At 71.9% G+C, this 15,912-nt stretch carries 11 protein-coding genes; 8 read left to right on the plus strand and 3 right to left on the minus strand.

The annotated features are described in order from the left end of the window. Window positions 1-31: 31 nt before the first annotated feature. Window positions 32-1,765, minus strand: a complete 1,734-nt coding sequence (locus tag AC0Z36_RS02265) for an ABC transporter substrate-binding protein (protein ID WP_485460913.1) — start codon at window positions 1,763-1,765, stop codon at window positions 32-34. A 257-nt stretch (window positions 1,766-2,022) separates the two neighbouring features. Here AC0Z36_RS02265 and AC0Z36_RS02270 point away from each other — a divergent pair, with 257 nt between their 5' ends. Beyond that, on the plus strand, window positions 2,023-2,475 hold the full coding sequence (locus tag AC0Z36_RS02270) for a hypothetical protein (RefSeq protein WP_485460914.1): 453 nt from the start codon (window positions 2,023-2,025) through the stop codon (window positions 2,473-2,475). A gap of 34 nt (window positions 2,476-2,509) precedes the next feature. On the opposite strand, the gene AC0Z36_RS02275 is transcribed toward AC0Z36_RS02270, so the two are convergent. Both AC0Z36_RS02275 and AC0Z36_RS02280 read right to left on the minus strand, forming a co-directional pair. Next, window positions 2,510-2,785, minus strand: coding sequence for a hypothetical protein (locus tag AC0Z36_RS02275; RefSeq protein ID WP_485460915.1), 276 nt, complete (start codon window positions 2,783-2,785; stop codon window positions 2,510-2,512). Between the two features lie 110 nt (window positions 2,786-2,895). Continuing rightward, a complete protein-coding gene (locus tag AC0Z36_RS02280) occupies window positions 2,896-3,405 on the minus strand; it encodes a helix-turn-helix transcriptional regulator (RefSeq protein ID WP_485460916.1) in 510 nt (169 codons plus the stop codon). Between the two features lie 382 nt (window positions 3,406-3,787). Between AC0Z36_RS02280 and AC0Z36_RS02285 the strand changes: the two genes are divergently transcribed. The 7 genes from AC0Z36_RS02285 to AC0Z36_RS02315 all read left to right on the plus strand — a co-directional run bounded on the left by AC0Z36_RS02285 (window position 3,788) and on the right by AC0Z36_RS02315 (window position 15,334). Further along, window positions 3,788-4,636, plus strand: a complete 849-nt coding sequence (locus AC0Z36_RS02285; protein ID WP_485460917.1) for a hypothetical protein — start codon at window positions 3,788-3,790, stop codon at window positions 4,634-4,636. 184 nt (window positions 4,637-4,820) lie between these two features. Then, entirely contained in the window at window positions 4,821-5,786 is a 966-nt protein-coding gene (locus AC0Z36_RS02290; RefSeq protein WP_485460918.1) for a serine/threonine-protein kinase, read from the plus strand. A 3-nt stretch (window positions 5,787-5,789) separates the two neighbouring features. Continuing rightward, complete coding sequence (locus tag AC0Z36_RS02295; protein WP_485460919.1) at window positions 5,790-6,944, plus strand: hypothetical protein; 1,155 nt, start codon at window positions 5,790-5,792, stop codon at window positions 6,942-6,944. Between the two features lie 411 nt (window positions 6,945-7,355). Beyond that, entirely contained in the window at window positions 7,356-10,643 is a 3,288-nt protein-coding gene (locus tag AC0Z36_RS02300; protein ID WP_485460920.1) for an ATP-binding protein, read from the plus strand. Between the two features lie 142 nt (window positions 10,644-10,785). Continuing rightward, the gene (gene dapD / locus AC0Z36_RS02305; protein WP_485460921.1) at window positions 10,786-11,790 is read left to right on the plus strand and encodes a 2,3,4,5-tetrahydropyridine-2,6-dicarboxylate N-succinyltransferase; all 1,005 of its coding nucleotides are present in this window, start codon (window positions 10,786-10,788) and stop codon (window positions 11,788-11,790) included. Between the two features lie 117 nt (window positions 11,791-11,907). Next, window positions 11,908-12,381: a hypothetical protein gene (locus AC0Z36_RS02310; protein WP_485460922.1), complete on the plus strand. Its 474-nt coding sequence runs from the start codon at window positions 11,908-11,910 to the stop codon at window positions 12,379-12,381. A 655-nt stretch (window positions 12,382-13,036) separates the two neighbouring features. Continuing rightward, window positions 13,037-15,334, plus strand: coding sequence for a protein kinase domain-containing protein (locus tag AC0Z36_RS02315; RefSeq protein ID WP_485460923.1), 2,298 nt, complete (start codon window positions 13,037-13,039; stop codon window positions 15,332-15,334). The last annotated feature ends 578 nt before the right edge of the window (window positions 15,335-15,912 follow it).

The following is a 15,912-nucleotide window of genomic DNA, read 5'->3' on the forward strand; positions in this document are numbered from 1 at the left end:
CGTGTCGTGTCGTGTCGTGTCAGCTACTGCGTCAGCGGAGCCCGACGCGGTCCATGAGCATCATGCCGTCGCCGGTGAGGGTCAGGCCGGCGATGTTGTCCTTGTGGAAGGCGGTGATCACCGACTGCTGGTAGGTCCACAGCGGGACCTTGTCCTGCAGGATCTTCGCCAGTTCGGTGTACGCGGCCTTGCGCACCGCCGGGTCGGTCGCCGTACGGCCCTTGAGCAGCAACTCGTCCATCGCCGGATCCTTCAGCTGGAGGTAGTTCGACGGGCTGGTGCTGTTGAGGTACTTGAACAGGCCCGGCTCCGGGTCGGCCATGTACCAGCTGAACAGGGCCGCGGTGAAGTCCTTCTGCTGGATGACCTTGCCCTGGAAGGACGCGATCTGCTCGCCGACGACCTTGACCGTGATGTTCTTCAGGGTCGAGAGGCGGCTCTGCACGTACTGCCCGGTGTTGTTCGACTGCGGGTTCTGCGGGATGGAGAAGGTGAAGTCCAGCGGCTTCCCCTCCTTCGCCAGTTCGTCGAGCAGCCGCTGCGCCTCGGGCAGGTTCTGCGCCGGTGTGGTGCGGGTGCCGGGTTCGACGACTGTGGCGTTCGGCGGGAAGAAGCTGTCCGCCGGGTTGCCCAGGCCCTGGAAGGCGACCTGGTTCATGTCCTTGCTGTCGAGCGCCAGTGCGACGGCCCTGCGGGCGCGGATGTCGTCGAACGGCGGCCGGGAGGCGTTGAACATGATCGACTCGCCGCCGATCAGTGTCACGCTGTCGACCTTGAGACCTTTGGACTTCGATTTGGCCGAGTCGACGGCCGCACCGGAGATCTTGAAGTCGGCGCCGCCGTTGATGACCGTCTGGATGGCTTGGTCGCCGTCGGTCACGACCTTGAAGGTGATCTTGTCGAGGTAGGGCTTCTCCGGCCCCTGCCAGTACGACGTGTTCTTGACGTACGTCTGGTGGTCGTTGGGCACCCATTCCTTCAGCAGGAACGGACCCGCGCCCACGGGTGCCTTCAAAAACCCGGCCGGGTCCTTCTGGAAAGCCGTCGGCGAGACGATGAAGGACAGGTTGGACGCGACGACGTGGTCGAAGTTGGCGTTCGGTGACGTCAGGCCGATCTTCAAGGTCAGCGGGTCGACGACCGCCGTCTCCTTGACCGCGCCGACGCTGCCGGCCTCGTTCGACTTGGCCGCGGGGTCCTTGTGCCGGTCCCAGGTGAACTTGACCGCCGCGGCGTCGAACACGGTGCCGTCGGAGAACTTCACATTGGGCTTGAGCTTCAGCGTCCAGCTCGCGCTGTCGACGGACGGCGTCAGGCTCTCACCGATCTGCGGCATGGTCTTGCCGGTCTTCGGGTCGCTCCAGAAGAGCGAGTCGTAGATCGAGTTCAGCCGGGAGTTGTCGGTGTACGAGCTGCTGATGCCCGTCCACGGGTCCAGGCCGCGGGTCTCGCTGACCGCTATGGCGGTCATCTCACCGCCGGCCCTGGGCTTGACGCCGGCGCTGCCTGAGGTCTCCTGCGCACCACTCCTGGGGTCCTTGTCACCGCTGTCGGCGTCGTCGCCGGAACCGCAGGCGGCCAGCGTGAGGGTCGTCGCGACCAGGGCCGCGGCCAGCGACAGGCCGCGGTTGGTACGACTACCGGTTGTCAGGATTCCCGGCCGGAGGCCGGTCGCGGCAGGAAGGCTGCGACCAGAGGGGTTCGTGAGGAACGAACGAACCCGGTGGAAAGTGGCTTCGTGGAGGAGTTTACGGGGTCGTGCCACGGCGTCGTGCTTCCTTCCGGCGGGCGCCCGCGTGCGTGCGGCCCGCGGGACGGCGGACCGGACACGTGTGTCACACAGGCGGTGTTTCAGGAGCGTTCGGACCCCATTAACAAGGAGTACATGTGACGAGATCAAGCATTCCGGGGCTCATCTGAATCACAATCAGATTGTCTTGACAACCCCTGTGCGCGTGTCATGGCGACCATGGCGGGGAAGTGTGCTCATGACAGCCACGTGGTGCGACGGAGCACAAGGGGGTGCGGGCCATCGACGACGTCCGCCTGACACCGGCCGAGCGGCAGGCTCTGGCACTGATCGAAGAAGAACTGGGCAAGGACCGCGACCTCGACCGCCTGCTTCGGACGATGCGGCCCGCCAGGAAGAAGCTGTTCCGCCGGGCCGGGGCCGCCCCGGACCCCGCTGCGGAGACGGCGGCGGACCCGGTGCCGGAACCCCCCGAGGACGGCCTGGAACTGCGCCCGGGCACACCCGCCGGGCCCGCGGCCACGGCCTTTGACCCCGACACCGGGCTGGGGCTGCGCGGCTCGATGTCCCTCGCACTGCTGTGCATCGTGGTGTTCACCGCGCTGGTCACCACCGCGTCGGTCTACCTGGTGATGATCGGCTTCGTGCTCGCCGTCATCGGCTGCACGGTCGGCGCGGTGTGGCTGTGCGTGACGCTGGTGTGGCGGCGCCCGGACCCGGGCTGAGCCCGGCGCCGTCCCGCCTGCCGGCGGAGCGGTTTCAGCGCGCGTGCTTGCGCCGCACCGGCGCGCCCCGGCCCCGGGTGGCCGTGGTCACGGTCAGCAGCGGGGCCGCGACACCCGCGAGCAGCGCGACATCGAATGCCGCGTCCCAGCCGTTCCCGATCGACAGGAACACCAGGGCGAGGCACAGCACGACGCAGCCCAGCGCGCCGGCGGTCATCCGGTCCCCTCTGCCCCCGTGCACGTACACCCAGGCGCAGGCACCGAAGCCCGGCACCGCGGTGGCCAGTGCTGCCGTCATCGTGGTGGTCATGATCAGCCTCCTACCCGGGGCCCCCGGCAATGATGCCCGGGGCCGGCCGGGGTGGCTGTGATCCACACCTACGGGTGAGCCCGCGCCGCCGCAGACGGCTCGAAGAACCGTCAGAAAGGCTCATGGTCGCTGGTCAGGGAGGCCACCATCGCCGCGCGGGTGGACACACCCAGCTTGGCGAAGATCCGTCTCAGGTGGGTGGACACCGTGTAGAGGCTGATGTCCAGTTTGTCGCCGATGGCCTTGTTGGTGTGGCCGAAGGCCACGAGCCGGGCGATCTCGACCTCCCGGGGGCTGAGCGCGTCGACCACGCGGGGTGCCGTGCCCGCCGCCGGGACGAGCACACAGCGCATGCCCTGGACCTCGTAGTCGAGCAACGGGCCGCCCGCCGCCGGGCCGCCGTCATCCGCGGCCACCTGCCTGGCCCGGTGCACCAGAGCCTGGATGAGCCGTCTGACCTGCGGATCACTGTGTACGGCGATCCGTTCGACGTTGAGCTGGACCGCGGCCGCGCGCGGGTAGACGGTTCTCCCGGCCCCGGGGCCGGGGCCGGGGAGGACGGTCGGGCGTGCAGGGGTCTTCCTGGTCATGCCGCTGGTACCGAGCGGAAAATCCGCCATCTGAAGCCCTCCGAGGACAGCCGGCCCTAGGGGTCCTGCCGGACAGTCGGGTGCCGCGTGTGCCCGCGTCGTCGGACGATCACAACACTTTGGCGCAGCCGCAGCTCGCAAGTGTAGCCGCGTATCCGACGGTGTCCCAGAAGCTCGAACTCCCCCGTGCCATCAGGTTCCACGACCACCGGCCGACTGTCACTCCACTGTCCCCCGAGTGTGTGACACACGTACGCGGTACGCCTTTCAGGGCACGTGAAAGGTGTGACTGGCGTGGCCTGGCACCGGGTCGTGGACTGGCACCAGGCAGCACGCCGCGGACCGCACATCCGCTGGCCGGCCGCCCCCGAAGCGCACTGGAGATCCAGACCCTCCCGAAGGGGAAGACACCGTGAGGCAGAGCCGTTACAGCCAGTTCGACGAAATCACCGACGTCGAGGAGCAGTTCGAAGAGATCCTCGAGAACTTCGACGAGACCCACGGGCCCGGCGGCGAGTACGAGGGCCGGCAGCAGCAGGGCGGCGGTTCGTTCGACTTGGACGAGGAGTCCGAGGACGACGGGTTCGACATGGGCTCGCAGTCCGGCGACGAGGAGCAGCACCAGGGCGGCTCGCAGCAGCAGTGGGGCCGTCGGCAGCACGGCGGCGGCAGCCAGCTCGCGAAGGCGGCGCTGCTGCGCCTGCAGTGCTGCCAGCTGGCCCACAAGGCCGCGCAGGCGGACAGCCAGTCCGAGGCCGCCGCGTACATCGGCGCCATGGTCGCGTGCGGCATCAACAGCGTTCCGGACGTTCAGCTGCCGGTCATCACCGTGACCACGCCGCTGGTCCGGGCCGCGTACAAGATGCAGCGCAAGCTCCAGCGCAACCCGCAGACCCGGGTCATGGTCGAGGTCCTCCCCGTGGCGCTGGTCCGCACCGTGCAGCAGCTGAACCGCAAGGCCGGGCCGGGCCGCCGGATCAGTCCGCAGCAGGCCGTGGAGCAGTTCGACCGTCAGGTGCGGCGGATCCTCAGCGACCCGCAGGAGCGCCGCCACGCGATCCGCACCTGCCGGATGAACGACCGCAAGGCCAAGCAGATCAACCGGCAGATCCAGCAGCAGGGCCGCCGCGGGCAGTCCGGGCAGTCCCGGTACGGGCAGGAGCAGTACGGCCAGGAGCAGTACGGCCAGGAGCAGTACGGCCAGGAGCAGTACGGCCAGGAGCAGTACGACGAGCCGGAGTACGAGTACGCCAAGCAGTAACCGACAAGCAGTGGTCGACAAGCAGTGGTCGACAAGCAGTGGTCGACGGTCCGAGTCCGACCGTCCGGGCGGAGCCTCCCAGCGCCGTGCGGTCCGCAGGGTCCTCCTGCGGGCCGCACGGCCCCGGCGCGCCTCCGTCGCGTTTTTGCCCGGCACAGCCCACGACGGCGACAGGTGTACAGGTATGACTGAGAGCCGGAACCGCAAGCCCCCGCAGTCCCCTGCCGGTGAGCCGCCCGGTCCCGACGCGGCGGACGCGACGGTGACCCGGGCGTTGAGCGAGGTCCTGGGCTGGCAGTGGCGGCCGGGGGACGTGGCGGGGTTCACCAGCGCGCTCGCCGACTCCTTCGGGAGCCCGGCCGGCGCGGGTGTGGAAATCCCCCGGGAGCCCGCCGCGCCGGGCCTTCCGCCGGAGCGGACCGCGGCCGGTACGCCGCGCACGCAGGCCGCGCTGGCCGGTCAGGCCCGCAGTGTCATCGAGCACGCGCAACGGCTGCTCGACTCGATCTCCCCGGCGCACCCGCAGGGTGGTGCGCAGGATTTCTACGAGACCTCCGTACAGACCGAACTCCTCGACCTCCAGCACCGGTTGCACGCACTGTGGCGGGCGGAGCGGGCACTGCGGGAGCCGCCGCAGGTGGAGGTCACCGGCATCGATCCTGACGTCCTGGCACCCGGTGCCGGGCAGCGGCTGACGGTTTCGGCGTCGGGTTTCTCCCCCGCCGGGCACACGGTGTGGGTGCTGATGCCCGGCGCGGGTGTACGGGTTGCCGGTGAGCATGTCGGCACCGGCAAGAAGGACGAGGCGGAGTTCGAGTTCGACCTGACAGGTGTGCCACCGGGGCCCGCCGAACTGTGGGTCTGCCCGCGCGCCGACAACGCGCGCTACCTGGACCGGGACGCGGTGCTGGTCGTGACGGACCACACGACGCCGGCCGGGCGTTCTGAGCGGGCGCCGCGGCAGCGGGTCCCCCAGTCGACGGCGCAGACGACGGCCCGCGGCAGCGGTGTGCCGACCGGAACCCGGTCGGCCGCGGCCAGGCGGCGGGCGGCGGTGCCGGCCGGTGCCTCACCCGGCACGGTGAAGGCCACCAAGGCCCCCCGGCCCCCGGGTGCCGCCACCGAAGAATCCTCCGAGCAGGGGAAGTGACGTATGGCTACGGAACGAGAGCACCGCGATCTCGCCGAACGGGTCGCCGCCCTGCAGGAGCAGGTGGCCAAGCGCCTTTCGGGTGAGATGACGCAGAACCCGGAACTGGCCGCGCGCCTGGTGGGGCGGATCGAGGAGATGCTCACGGCGGTCGGGCAGCAGGACCGGGCCGACGGGGGTCCGGCCGACGGCGGGCTGGCCCAGCTGGCCGGGCTCGGCGGCGGCGCCGCCAGAGACCTCGGGTCGACCAGGGTGCCGCCGGACGTCCGGCCGTACGACGAGGAGGTCGCCGCCGACCGGATCCTGGCCGCGGCGGACCTGTACTACCTCTACCAGCACGAACGCATCGGGGTGTTCCGGGTCGTCAACGTGCTGCAGAAGATGTTCCGGGACGGGACGCTGAAACTGACGGACGGCCCGGGGGCGCTCGGGCTCTACCAGTTCGACCGCAAACGGCTGCTCCGGGCGACCCACGAGGACCGCATGGCGGCGTACCGCCGGGTCCTGGGGTACGGCCGCGGTCCCGCGCGCGGCCCGGTGAACAGTCACTTCACCGCGGACCTCGCCCGGTTCTGCTTCCTGACCGCGCAGTTCTGGCGGGACAAGCGGCTGGCGACGGCGGTGAACCTGCGGGCGGCCGATCCGCAGTTCGGGTCGGTGGCGCACCTGCGGCGGGCCGGACTGGACCTGCGCAACGGGCTGCGGCGCAGCGCGCACGGGACGCTGGACGTCGTCCGGGTGGACAGCATGCAGCTCCTTGAGGACGCGTTCCGGATCCTGGACGCGGACGACGTCAAGCGGGCGTTCGGCGCGACGTCGGCGTGGGATGTCGTGGACGAGGTACTGCTGATGACCGGTGCTGGGGACGCCGTGCACGCGGCGTCGCCCCGGCAGCGGCTGGCCGTTTCCGGCCGGGATGTCCTGCGCTGGCTGGCCGCCCATCACATCCTGGAGCGGCAGCGCACGGAGTTCGAGGCTTTGCTGCTGCAGATCGCCGAGGCGTCGGAGGAGTGGCTGACGTCGGCGCGGTCGCTGGGGATGCGGATCCCCCGCAACACCGAGTTCTCCGAGGCGTTCCCGCGCGCGTGGGCGAAGGCTGCGTCGCAGCAGGAGAAGCAGGAGGGTTCGCCCGGCCGCAAGGAGGACGCGGAGGCCTGACTCCGCAGGACCGGTACTCCCGCGTCGGCCATGCTCGGACTGCTGTGGACCTCCGTCCCGGAACAGCGTTCCGAGCGTGGTCGACGCCGCTGGTCCCGGCCGTGACGAAGCCCTGAAACCGCTGCCGCCTGCCAGCCCTCCCCGCGAAACCCACCTCCGGGTGGTGGGACGCGCTGAAACCCTGCGCTGCCCGGGAATCCTGCGGATTCCACCGCGCGTCGGCCCGCCGACGGGTACGTTGCCCTGACAACCGTCCGGATCTTGGACCACCCCGGTGAGCTCGTATCTGCAGGGGACTCCTGGAGGACTTCTGGTCCAAGGACAGGACAAGCGCCACTCGTTGTGGTCCAGGATGGTTGACGCAGGAAATCGTCACGCCGCGGTGCGCACCGGGGTGGGGAAGGTGCGGTCATGGAGGGAACGGACAGGCTGCGGGACCTGCGGCAACCCCGGACCGGGGCCACCGCGGACGGACGCGGCACCGTGTGGCGACGCACGGCGGGTCAGTCGCACGGGTCCTTCCCCGTGGACGCGGACGCGTCCACGCATGCCTCCGACGACGGGGACGGGGCACAGTCCGGGGCACGGCCGGACGGCGACGGGACGGGAAGCGGGACAGAAGTGACCGACGCGGTGACGACCGATCAGACGCAGCCGGCCGGGGACGCGGCGTCCGGCGTGGACACCCCCGGGCAGCCCGCGGCGCCCCGGCACGTGGTCGAGCAGCACGCGTTCGACGCCTTCGCCGGGGTCGGCGGGGTCGACGCGTCCGGGACCGACGGGCATCCCCCGGTGGCCGGTGCCGCGGACGGGCAGGGCCCGCTCCTGGAGCGGGACGCACTGCTCACGCGCGTGCGCGCACTGGTGGACCGGCTCCAGGGACCGCGCGACCTCGACGTCGACGAGCCCGTGTCCGTGTCCGGCGATCTGCTGATGGTCGAAGGCAAGCCGGGGCTGGGCAAGACCAGCGTCCTCAAGGCGGTCCGCCGGATCGCCACCGAGCACTGCTGCACCGTCCTGGTGGCGACGGGGGCCGCCCGCCAGCAGGAGCGGCCCTGGGACGTCGTACGCAAGCTGTTCCGCCCCGTCCTGGCCGGCTGCACCGTCGCCGAGCAGCACGGCCTCCTCGGTGAATGGCACGACGTGGTCGCCCCGGCCGTCGGCCTGCGCCCGCAGGCGGACGGCATCAAACCCGAGCCCCTGGGGGTACGCGACGGGCTCGACTGGCTGATGGACTCGCTGACCACCGAGCGCGGGCCGATCGTCATGATCGTCGACGACGCGCACTGGGCGGACCGCGACTCCATGACCTGGCTCGAGTCCTTCGCCCGGCGGATCGACCAGTACCCCGTGCTGATGGTGGTCGGCCGCCGTCCGCAGGAGCCGACACCGGTCCGCGGGCTGCTCGCCGAACTGGCCACGGTGCCGCGGGCGCAGCGGTCCGAGGTGCTCCCGCTGACCCCGGAGGCCACTGTCCGCCTGGTGGGCACCTGGTTCCCCGACGGCGCCGACACCGAGTTCCGCGAGAGCTTCCACGGTGCCTGCGGCGGCAATCCGCACTATGTGCAGCAGACGGTCCGGGAGGTCCGGGCCCGCGGTCTGGAGCCGGTGGGCGCGAACGCCGCGCTGGTGCGGGGGATCGCCGCGTTCGCCAACGGGGAGGGCATCCTCGCCCGGGTGGACAAGCTCGGCGGTGCCGCGGTGGCGGTGGCCCGCGCGGTCGCCGTACTCGGCACGGACGCCCAGCTGGGCCGGGTCGCCGCACTGGCCGACCTGCCCCACGAGGACGCGGTGCGCACGGTGGACCGGCTGCGCAGCGGCGGCATCCTGGCCGACCAGGACGCCCTGGACTTCTTCCACCCGCTGATCGCCACCGCCGTCTACGACGGGATCCCCCGGTCGGCGCGCAGCAGCACCCATGCGCGGGCCGCCCGGTTGCTGGTGGACGACGGCCGTGACGCGCGGGCGGCGGCGGTGCACCTGCTCGCCACCCAGGCGTGCGGCGACCTGTGGGTGGTCGAGCAGTTGCGGCAGGCAGCCGGGGAGGAGCTGCGGGCGGGCGCGCCCGCCGCCGCGGCCCGCTACCTGGTGCGGGCGCTGGACGAACCGCCGTCGGCCGCGGATCGGGCCCCGCTGCGCTTCGAGCTCGGCTCGGCCGTGTTCGTGCACTCCCCGCCGGATTCCATCGAACACTTGGAGAAGGCGCTGGTGCAGGACGAGGCGAACCGGGTGATGCGGCAGCCGATCGTGCTGCAGCTGGCCCGGTCCCTGGGTTTCAGCGGCCGGGTCAAGGAAGCCGTCCACCTGCTTGAGCGCGAGGCGGCGGCCGCCAACTCGGCGGCCATGCGGTCGCGTTTCCAGGCGGAGCACTTCATGTGGGCCGTGTTCTGGGTCGACGACGACGACTCCGTCGCACGCGCCCGGCTGCTGCGCAAACTCGCTTCGCGGGTCCAGCACACCGGGCGGAACGAGCGGCGGCTGCAGGCCTTGCGCGCGTGGTACGGCGTGGTGTGCGGCGACCCGGACGTGCAGGTCCTGCACTACGCCGACAAGGCGTTCGGGAAGGGGATGAGCTGGGTCGACGAGGACTGGGGCTACGAGATCCCCATGCTCCTGGCCCTGACCTACCTCTACTGCGACCACATGGGGAAAGCCGAGGAGCACCTCCTGCGCGGCATCAAGGAGCTGGAGGCGCAGGGCTGGCGGGGCACCCATCTGACGTACTGCTACACCTTCCTCGGCACGCTCTACTTCCGGTGCGGCCGGCTGCACCAGGCGGAGGACTACGTCCGCAAGGGGCTCGCGCTGGCCGAACGGCTGGGTCCGGGGGCACCGGCCCGCTGGTACTCCCTGGGCGCGCTCATCCAGATCCTCATCGCCGGCGACCGGATCGACGAGGCGGAGGGGCTGGCCGCGGCCGGAAAGTTCCACAAGCCCTTCTCCGAAGCCGTCGTGTTCCCCGTCCCGCAGGCCGTGCTCGGTGAGCTGCTGCTCGCCCGGCTGCGCCACGGTGAAGCGCAGGTCAACCTCACCGAGGTCGGCGACCGGCTCGCGAAGCAGGGCTTCGACAACCCGGCCTGGTGCGCGTGGCGGCTGCACCTAGCGCTGGCGCTGGCCGAGACGGACCCGGAGAAGGCCGCCGAGATCGGCAAGGACGCCTTCGACCTGGCCGCGCGCTTCGGCACCCCGGTCACCCAGGGCCGGGCCCTGCGGGTTCTGGCGAGTGTCTCTGCCGGGTCCGCCGACAAGTTGTCCCTGCTCGAACAGTCGCTGATGTGGCTGGAGCATTCGCCGGCGCGGTACGAGTACGCCCTGGCCCTGGTGGACTACGGCGCGGAACTGCGCCGTGCCTTCGGCGCGAGCAGGGACGTGCGGGAGGTCCTGGCGGACGGCCTGCAGCGGGCGTGGGAGTGCGATGCGGCGGGACTCGCCGACCGGGCCCGCCGCGAGTTGACCGCGGCCGGAGGGAGCCCGCAGGCCGTGCCCCGGGCCGGGGTCCGGGCCCGGGTGGACACGCTGACCCCGCGGGAGTTGCAGACGGCCCGGCTGAGCGCGCAGGGGCTGGACAACCGGGAAATCGCCGCCCGGATGGGCGTGCACCCGTCCACCGCGCAGAAGTACCTCGCGACGGTCCTGGAGAAGCTCGGGACCGCGCGGGAGGGGTTGCGGGCGGCGCTGGGGATGGAACCGCGGGAGTGAGCCGGCGGTGAGCCGGGAGCGGGCAGCCCGGCCTGCGGCCACGGGGGCCACGGGGGCCACGGCACAAGGCATCGGGCAGCGGGGCAGGACCACTGAGCGAGACCCCGGACCGCCGGGCACGGGGAGCGGTTACGGTTGTCCTGTGATCGACACCGACTCCCCCATCGACCAGAACACCGTCGGCGCCACGGCTGTGGGCCTGGCCACCATCGCCGCCGACGGCACCGTCCTCGACACCTGGTTCCCCCGGCCCGAGCTGACCGCGACCGCTGAGGCGGGCGACCCCGGGACCGAACTCCTCGACGCCACCCTGGCCGCCGCGCTGCTCGGCATGAGCGCCGCGGCCGCGCTCGGCCGGGACGACCGCCGCGACGTGGAGGTGGTGGCCGTACGCACGACCGTCGCCCGGCTCGCCGACAAGCCGCTCGACGCGCACGACGCGTACCTGCGCCTGCACCTGCTCAGCCATCGTCTGGTCCGACCGCACGGCACCAACCTGGACGGCGTCTTCGGCCTCCTGGCCAACGTCGCGTGGAGCAACTTCGGCCCGGTGGCCGTGGAGGCCGTCGACGCGACCCGGCTGCGTTGCCGTGCCGAAGGCCTGCCGTTCGAGATCGCCGGGGTCGACAAGTTCCCGCGGATGACCGAGTACGTCGTGCCGTCGGGCGTGCGTATCGCCGACACCACCCGGGTCCGCCTGGGCGCGCACCTGGCCGCCGGCAGCACCGTGATGCACGAGGGCTTCGTCAACTTCAACGCCGGCACGCTGGGCGCCTCGATGGTCGAGGGCCGGATCAGCGCGGGCGTCGTGGTGGGCGACCACTCCGACATCGGCGGCGGCGCGTCGATCATGGGCACCCTGTCCGGTGGCGGCAAGCAGGTCATCTCGGTCGGCGAGCGCTGCCTGCTCGGCGCGAACTCCGGCCTGGGCATCGCGCTCGGTGACGACTGTGTCATCGAGGCGGGCCTGTACGTGACCGCCGGTACGCGGGTGACCACCCCCGAGGGCAAGGTCGTCAAGGCCGTCGAATTCTCCGGGCAGGACAACCTGTTGTTCCGCCGCAACTCGGTGTCCGGCACCGTCGAGGTCCTGCCGCGCACCGGTTCCTGGGGCGGCCTGAACGCCGCGCTGCACCAGAACGGCTGACCTCCGGGTCCCCGGCGGGCCACACCCCGGCCGCCTCCGGGAACCACCGGTCCTCCCCCGGCCGTTGCTCCTGTCATACAGTGACGACAGCGACGGCGGCCGGGCGGAGGTGGGCGGATGGACGGTTCCGCCCGGCTCCCCGCGCGGCCCCGGCGGGTGGGTGCCGCCCGGCTCGTACTGCTCATCGCCCTGCTGCTCGGCACGTTCGGCATGTACACCGTGGGCCACGCCCGGGTCCCGGACGGTGATTCCGTACGGCCGGCCTCCGCCGCCGGCGTGCGGGCCGCAGGTTCCGTGGCGTCAGCCGCCGCCGGGCGTGCGGCCGTCCCGGTGCTGTCCCTCGTCGCCGCCGTGCTGGACGACGGCCACAGTTCCCCCGGCGGGCAGGACCGCTGCTGCGTCCCCGCGCCCGCCCCCTCCGCCCTGGCCGGCCTCCTCGGCGGCCTCCTGCTCGGCCTGGTCCTGGTCCTGTTGCGGCACCGCCGCCGGGGCCGCTCATCATCCACCGGCCGCTCGTGGCGCGTGCTCACCGGCTGGCTCCCGCCGCCGCGCCCGCCTGATCCCGTCCGGCTCGCACTGTTGCGTATATAGCCGACACATCATTACATCCCGCGCATATCGCCCCGGTGTGCGCCGGACGGCTCACGCCTGCACACCACCCGGGTCCATGGGCGGAGCCGGTGCGCGTCGCGGCGCATCGACTCCGTCCGCCCTGTCTGATTTCGCTCCGCGGAGACTGCCCTGTGCCCTTCGGCCGTTCCGCACGAACGCCTCCGGGCTCCGCCTGCACTGCGCCCTGTCTGATTCGCTCCGCGAAGACCGCCCTGTCGCTCCGCGAAGCCACGCGGCCGGACTCCGTACACGATCGTCGGGGTTTCCCTCAGACGGGTCGACACCCCACGCACTACCCTCCTAGAGGTGGCACCGTCCGGGAGCAGGGGAAGCGTCAGTGGACTCCGGACGGTGACTGCCGCGCCACAGGCACTTCTTGTACTGTTTATGGCGTTGTGTCACCTGCCTGGGCCGTCCCCGCTCCACTGCGGACGGTGCCGATCCCGTACAGCCGGGCGGGATACGGCATGAGCGGCCGTATCGACCTGCCGATACGCTGCGACCACGGGCTTCAGAGCCCGCCGGCGGGAGGAAAACCCTCTGCGGCCGGAGAGCATCTTCAGGGTTCTTCTCCGCCCTGTGGAGAAGGCCCGGCGGGAGCACAGGGCACGGGCGGGGTTACTTCGGGGGGAACGTGACCGAACACGGTTGGCCGGGCGATCCGCTGGGGCGGAACGATCCGAACCGCATCGGGCCGTACACGGTCCTGACGCGGCTCGGCGCCGGCGGCATGGGCCGTATCTTCCTCGGCCGTTCCCCGTCCGGCCGGTTGTACGCGATCAAGACCATCCGCAGCGAACTGGGCGGTGACCCGGGTTTCCGCGCGCGCTTCGCGCAGGAGGTCGCCGCGGCCCGCCGGGTCAGCGGTGTGTTCACCGCCGCCGTCGTCAACGCCGACCCGGACGGCGCGGTGCCGTGGCTGGCGACCGCGTACGTCCCCGCGCCCTCGCTGGAGATGGTGGTCCGCGAGTGCGGCCCGCTGCCCCCGGCCGCCGTGCGCTGGCTGGCCGCCGGTATCGCCGAGGCGCTGGAGTCCGTGCACGCCGCCGGGCTGGTGCACCGCGACCTCAAGCCGTCCAACGTATTGGTCGCCACCGACGGTCCCAAGGTCATCGACTTCGGCATCTCCCGGGCCGCCGACTTCGGCTCGCTCACCATGACCGGTGTCGCGGTGGGCACGCCCGCGTACATGTCGCCCGAGCAGGCGCAGGGCGTCCGGGAGATCACTCCGGCGTCCGACATGTTCTCCCTCGGCTCGACGCTGGTCTACGCGGCGACCGGGCATTCGCCGTACCCCGACCGCAAGCCCGCCGAAGCACTCCTTCGCCTGGTGACCGGCTCCCCGGAGCTGACCGGGCTGCCACAGGAACTGCGGGCGCTGATCGACTCATGCATGCAGCGCGCGGGCGAGCACCGGCCCACGCCCACCGAACTGCTGAACCGGCTCGGGCCCGTCCTGGACGCCGAGGGCTTCAGCGACGGCATGAGCAGACTGACGCTGCGGGCCAGGGCCATGGTGGAGCGCTTCGAACAGGAGTACCGCCCGGCTCCCGGGCCACCGACCCCCCCCGTGCCCGAACCCGACCCCAGCGCGTCCAGGCCCGACCCCGACGCGGGCCAGGGCATCGACGACGGGATGGGCAAACTGCCGGGCGAGGTGCGCAACCGGCGCCCGCACGGCTCGGCCCCGCCCGCGCCGGTCGTGCCGCCGACCAACCACCGCCACGACCAGGTCCCGGCCCCGCGCCCGCACGACCCGTCGCCGGCCCGGCCGGACGGTCCGCCGCAGGGCGCGAACCCGGCGGTCGCCCAGCGCGTCGCGCAGCAGGGTGCCCCGGCACCGCGGGCGACACCGGGCGCCGCCCGGCAGGGGTACGGCGAACCGGCGGTCCAGGCGGTGGACTTCCCGCGCCAGCACCCGACGCCGCCGCGCACCCCCACGGGCGGCCTCCAGGCTCCGGTGTGGCGGTTCCCCGCGACGGCGGAGATCCTCCAGCCGCCCGTGCTCGCCGGGCACGGCGCTTCCGCGCGCGTGCACGTGCACAGCGGCGACAACGCGCTGCACACCCTGCACCTGGGCACCCGCGACTGGCGGTTCGACTCCAACGGCTGGTCCACGGCGCCGGCTGTGGACGGCGAGCTGATGTTCCTGAGCAGCCAGGACCAGAACGTCTACGCGCTGGACCTGGCCACCCGGCAGTGGAAGTGGAGCTTCCCGGCGAACGGCGACGTGGTGGCCGCGCCGGTGGCCCACGGGGGCACGGTGTACTTCGGCTCCAGCGACCAGGCGCTGTACGCGGTGGACGCGGCGACCGGGCGGCTGCGGTGGCGGTTCGCGACCGGCGGCTGGCCGACGGTGGCCGCGGTCGAGGGCGGCACGGTCTACTTCGGCTCCAGCGACCGCTGCGTGTACGCGGTCGAGGCCGTCAACGGCTGGTGCCGCTGGCGGTTCAGCACCGGGGGCTGGGTGTCCGCGCCGACCGTGCGCGACGGTGTCGTGCACGTCGGCGGCACCGACCACTACCTCTACCTGCTCGACGCCGCGGCGGGCACGCTGCGCGGCTGGTTCCAGGCGGGCGGCCCGGTGGCCCAGCCGGTGACCGACGGCGCGGTGTCGTACTTCGGCAGCGGCGACGGCTGCCTGTACGCGGTCGACGTGGGCTCGCAGCAGCTGCGCTGGCGGTTCGCCAGTGAGGGCTGGGTCACTTCCCCGGTGCTGTCCGGGACGGGGCCGCAGGCGACGGTGTACGCGGGCAACAGCGCGGGTCTGGTGATGGCCGTCGCGGCCGCGTCGGGCCAGGAGCGCTGGAGGTTCACCGCGGGCGGCCGGGTGACGTCACCGGTCGTAGCCGACGGTCTGCTGTACACCGGTTGCGCGGACCGGCACCTCTACGTCCTCGACGCGGCGACGGGCACGGGACCGCGCAGCTGACCCGGACCGAGTCCGGACGCGCGGCGGCGGCGATGACCGGACGTGTCCGTGCGGGACGAACGAACACGGCAGGGCACGGCTTCGCGGAGCGACGGACACCGAAAACCGGACGGCGCCTTCTTCCCGACCGGTCGCCACGGGCTCGCTGACAGCTCGCCCCGGACCGCGTGACGCACCGTCACACCCCTTGCGCCACAGGGCGGTCACGCATGTCGTCACCCGGGGTCACCTGTTCAAGTCTTTACTCCGGGACGCCCGCTATGCGGTAGATCACGTTCAGGTTACAAAACTACCGATCTCCCGGTCGGGCTCGTACAGTCTCCCGCACCAGCACGTGTAAGCAGACAGCTCGGCCAGCACATCCCGTACGAACGCGGTCCGCACGGCTTTGTCAGCACTGCCCCACACACGGCTCCACAGAGCACGGTTCCTGCACCACGCAGCACCCGAACAGCTCGGAACGCACCCGCAACAGCCCGGCCCCTGCGGCGATCCCGCACCTGCCGGCCTTGCCAGCGTCACGCTCCCGCACCGCTCCCGTTCCCCCCTTCCCCGCGTTGCCGACCCCACGACGGCGT

This window comes from Kitasatospora sp. UYEF31 (genome assembly GCF_057291755.1).

Bases quoted from the DNA above. Each gene is read 5' to 3' on its own strand.
- AC0Z36_RS02295 (WP_485460919.1), top strand. From the start codon at position 5,790: ATGGCTACGGAACGAGAGCACCGCGATCTCGCCGAACGGGTCGCCGCC.
- AC0Z36_RS02290 (WP_485460918.1), top strand. From the start codon at position 4,821: ATGACTGAGAGCCGGAACCGCAAGCCCCCGCAGTCCCCTGCCGGTGAG.
- AC0Z36_RS02310 (WP_485460922.1), top strand. From the start codon at position 11,908: ATGGACGGTTCCGCCCGGCTCCCCGCGCGGCCCCGGCGGGTGGGTGCC.
- AC0Z36_RS02300 (WP_485460920.1), top strand. From the start codon at position 7,356: ATGGAGGGAACGGACAGGCTGCGGGACCTGCGGCAACCCCGGACCGGG.
- AC0Z36_RS02280 (WP_485460916.1), bottom strand. From the start codon at position 3,405: ATGGCGGATTTTCCGCTCGGTACCAGCGGCATGACCAGGAAGACCCCT.
- AC0Z36_RS02275 (WP_485460915.1), bottom strand. From the start codon at position 2,785: ATGACCACCACGATGACGGCAGCACTGGCCACCGCGGTGCCGGGCTTC.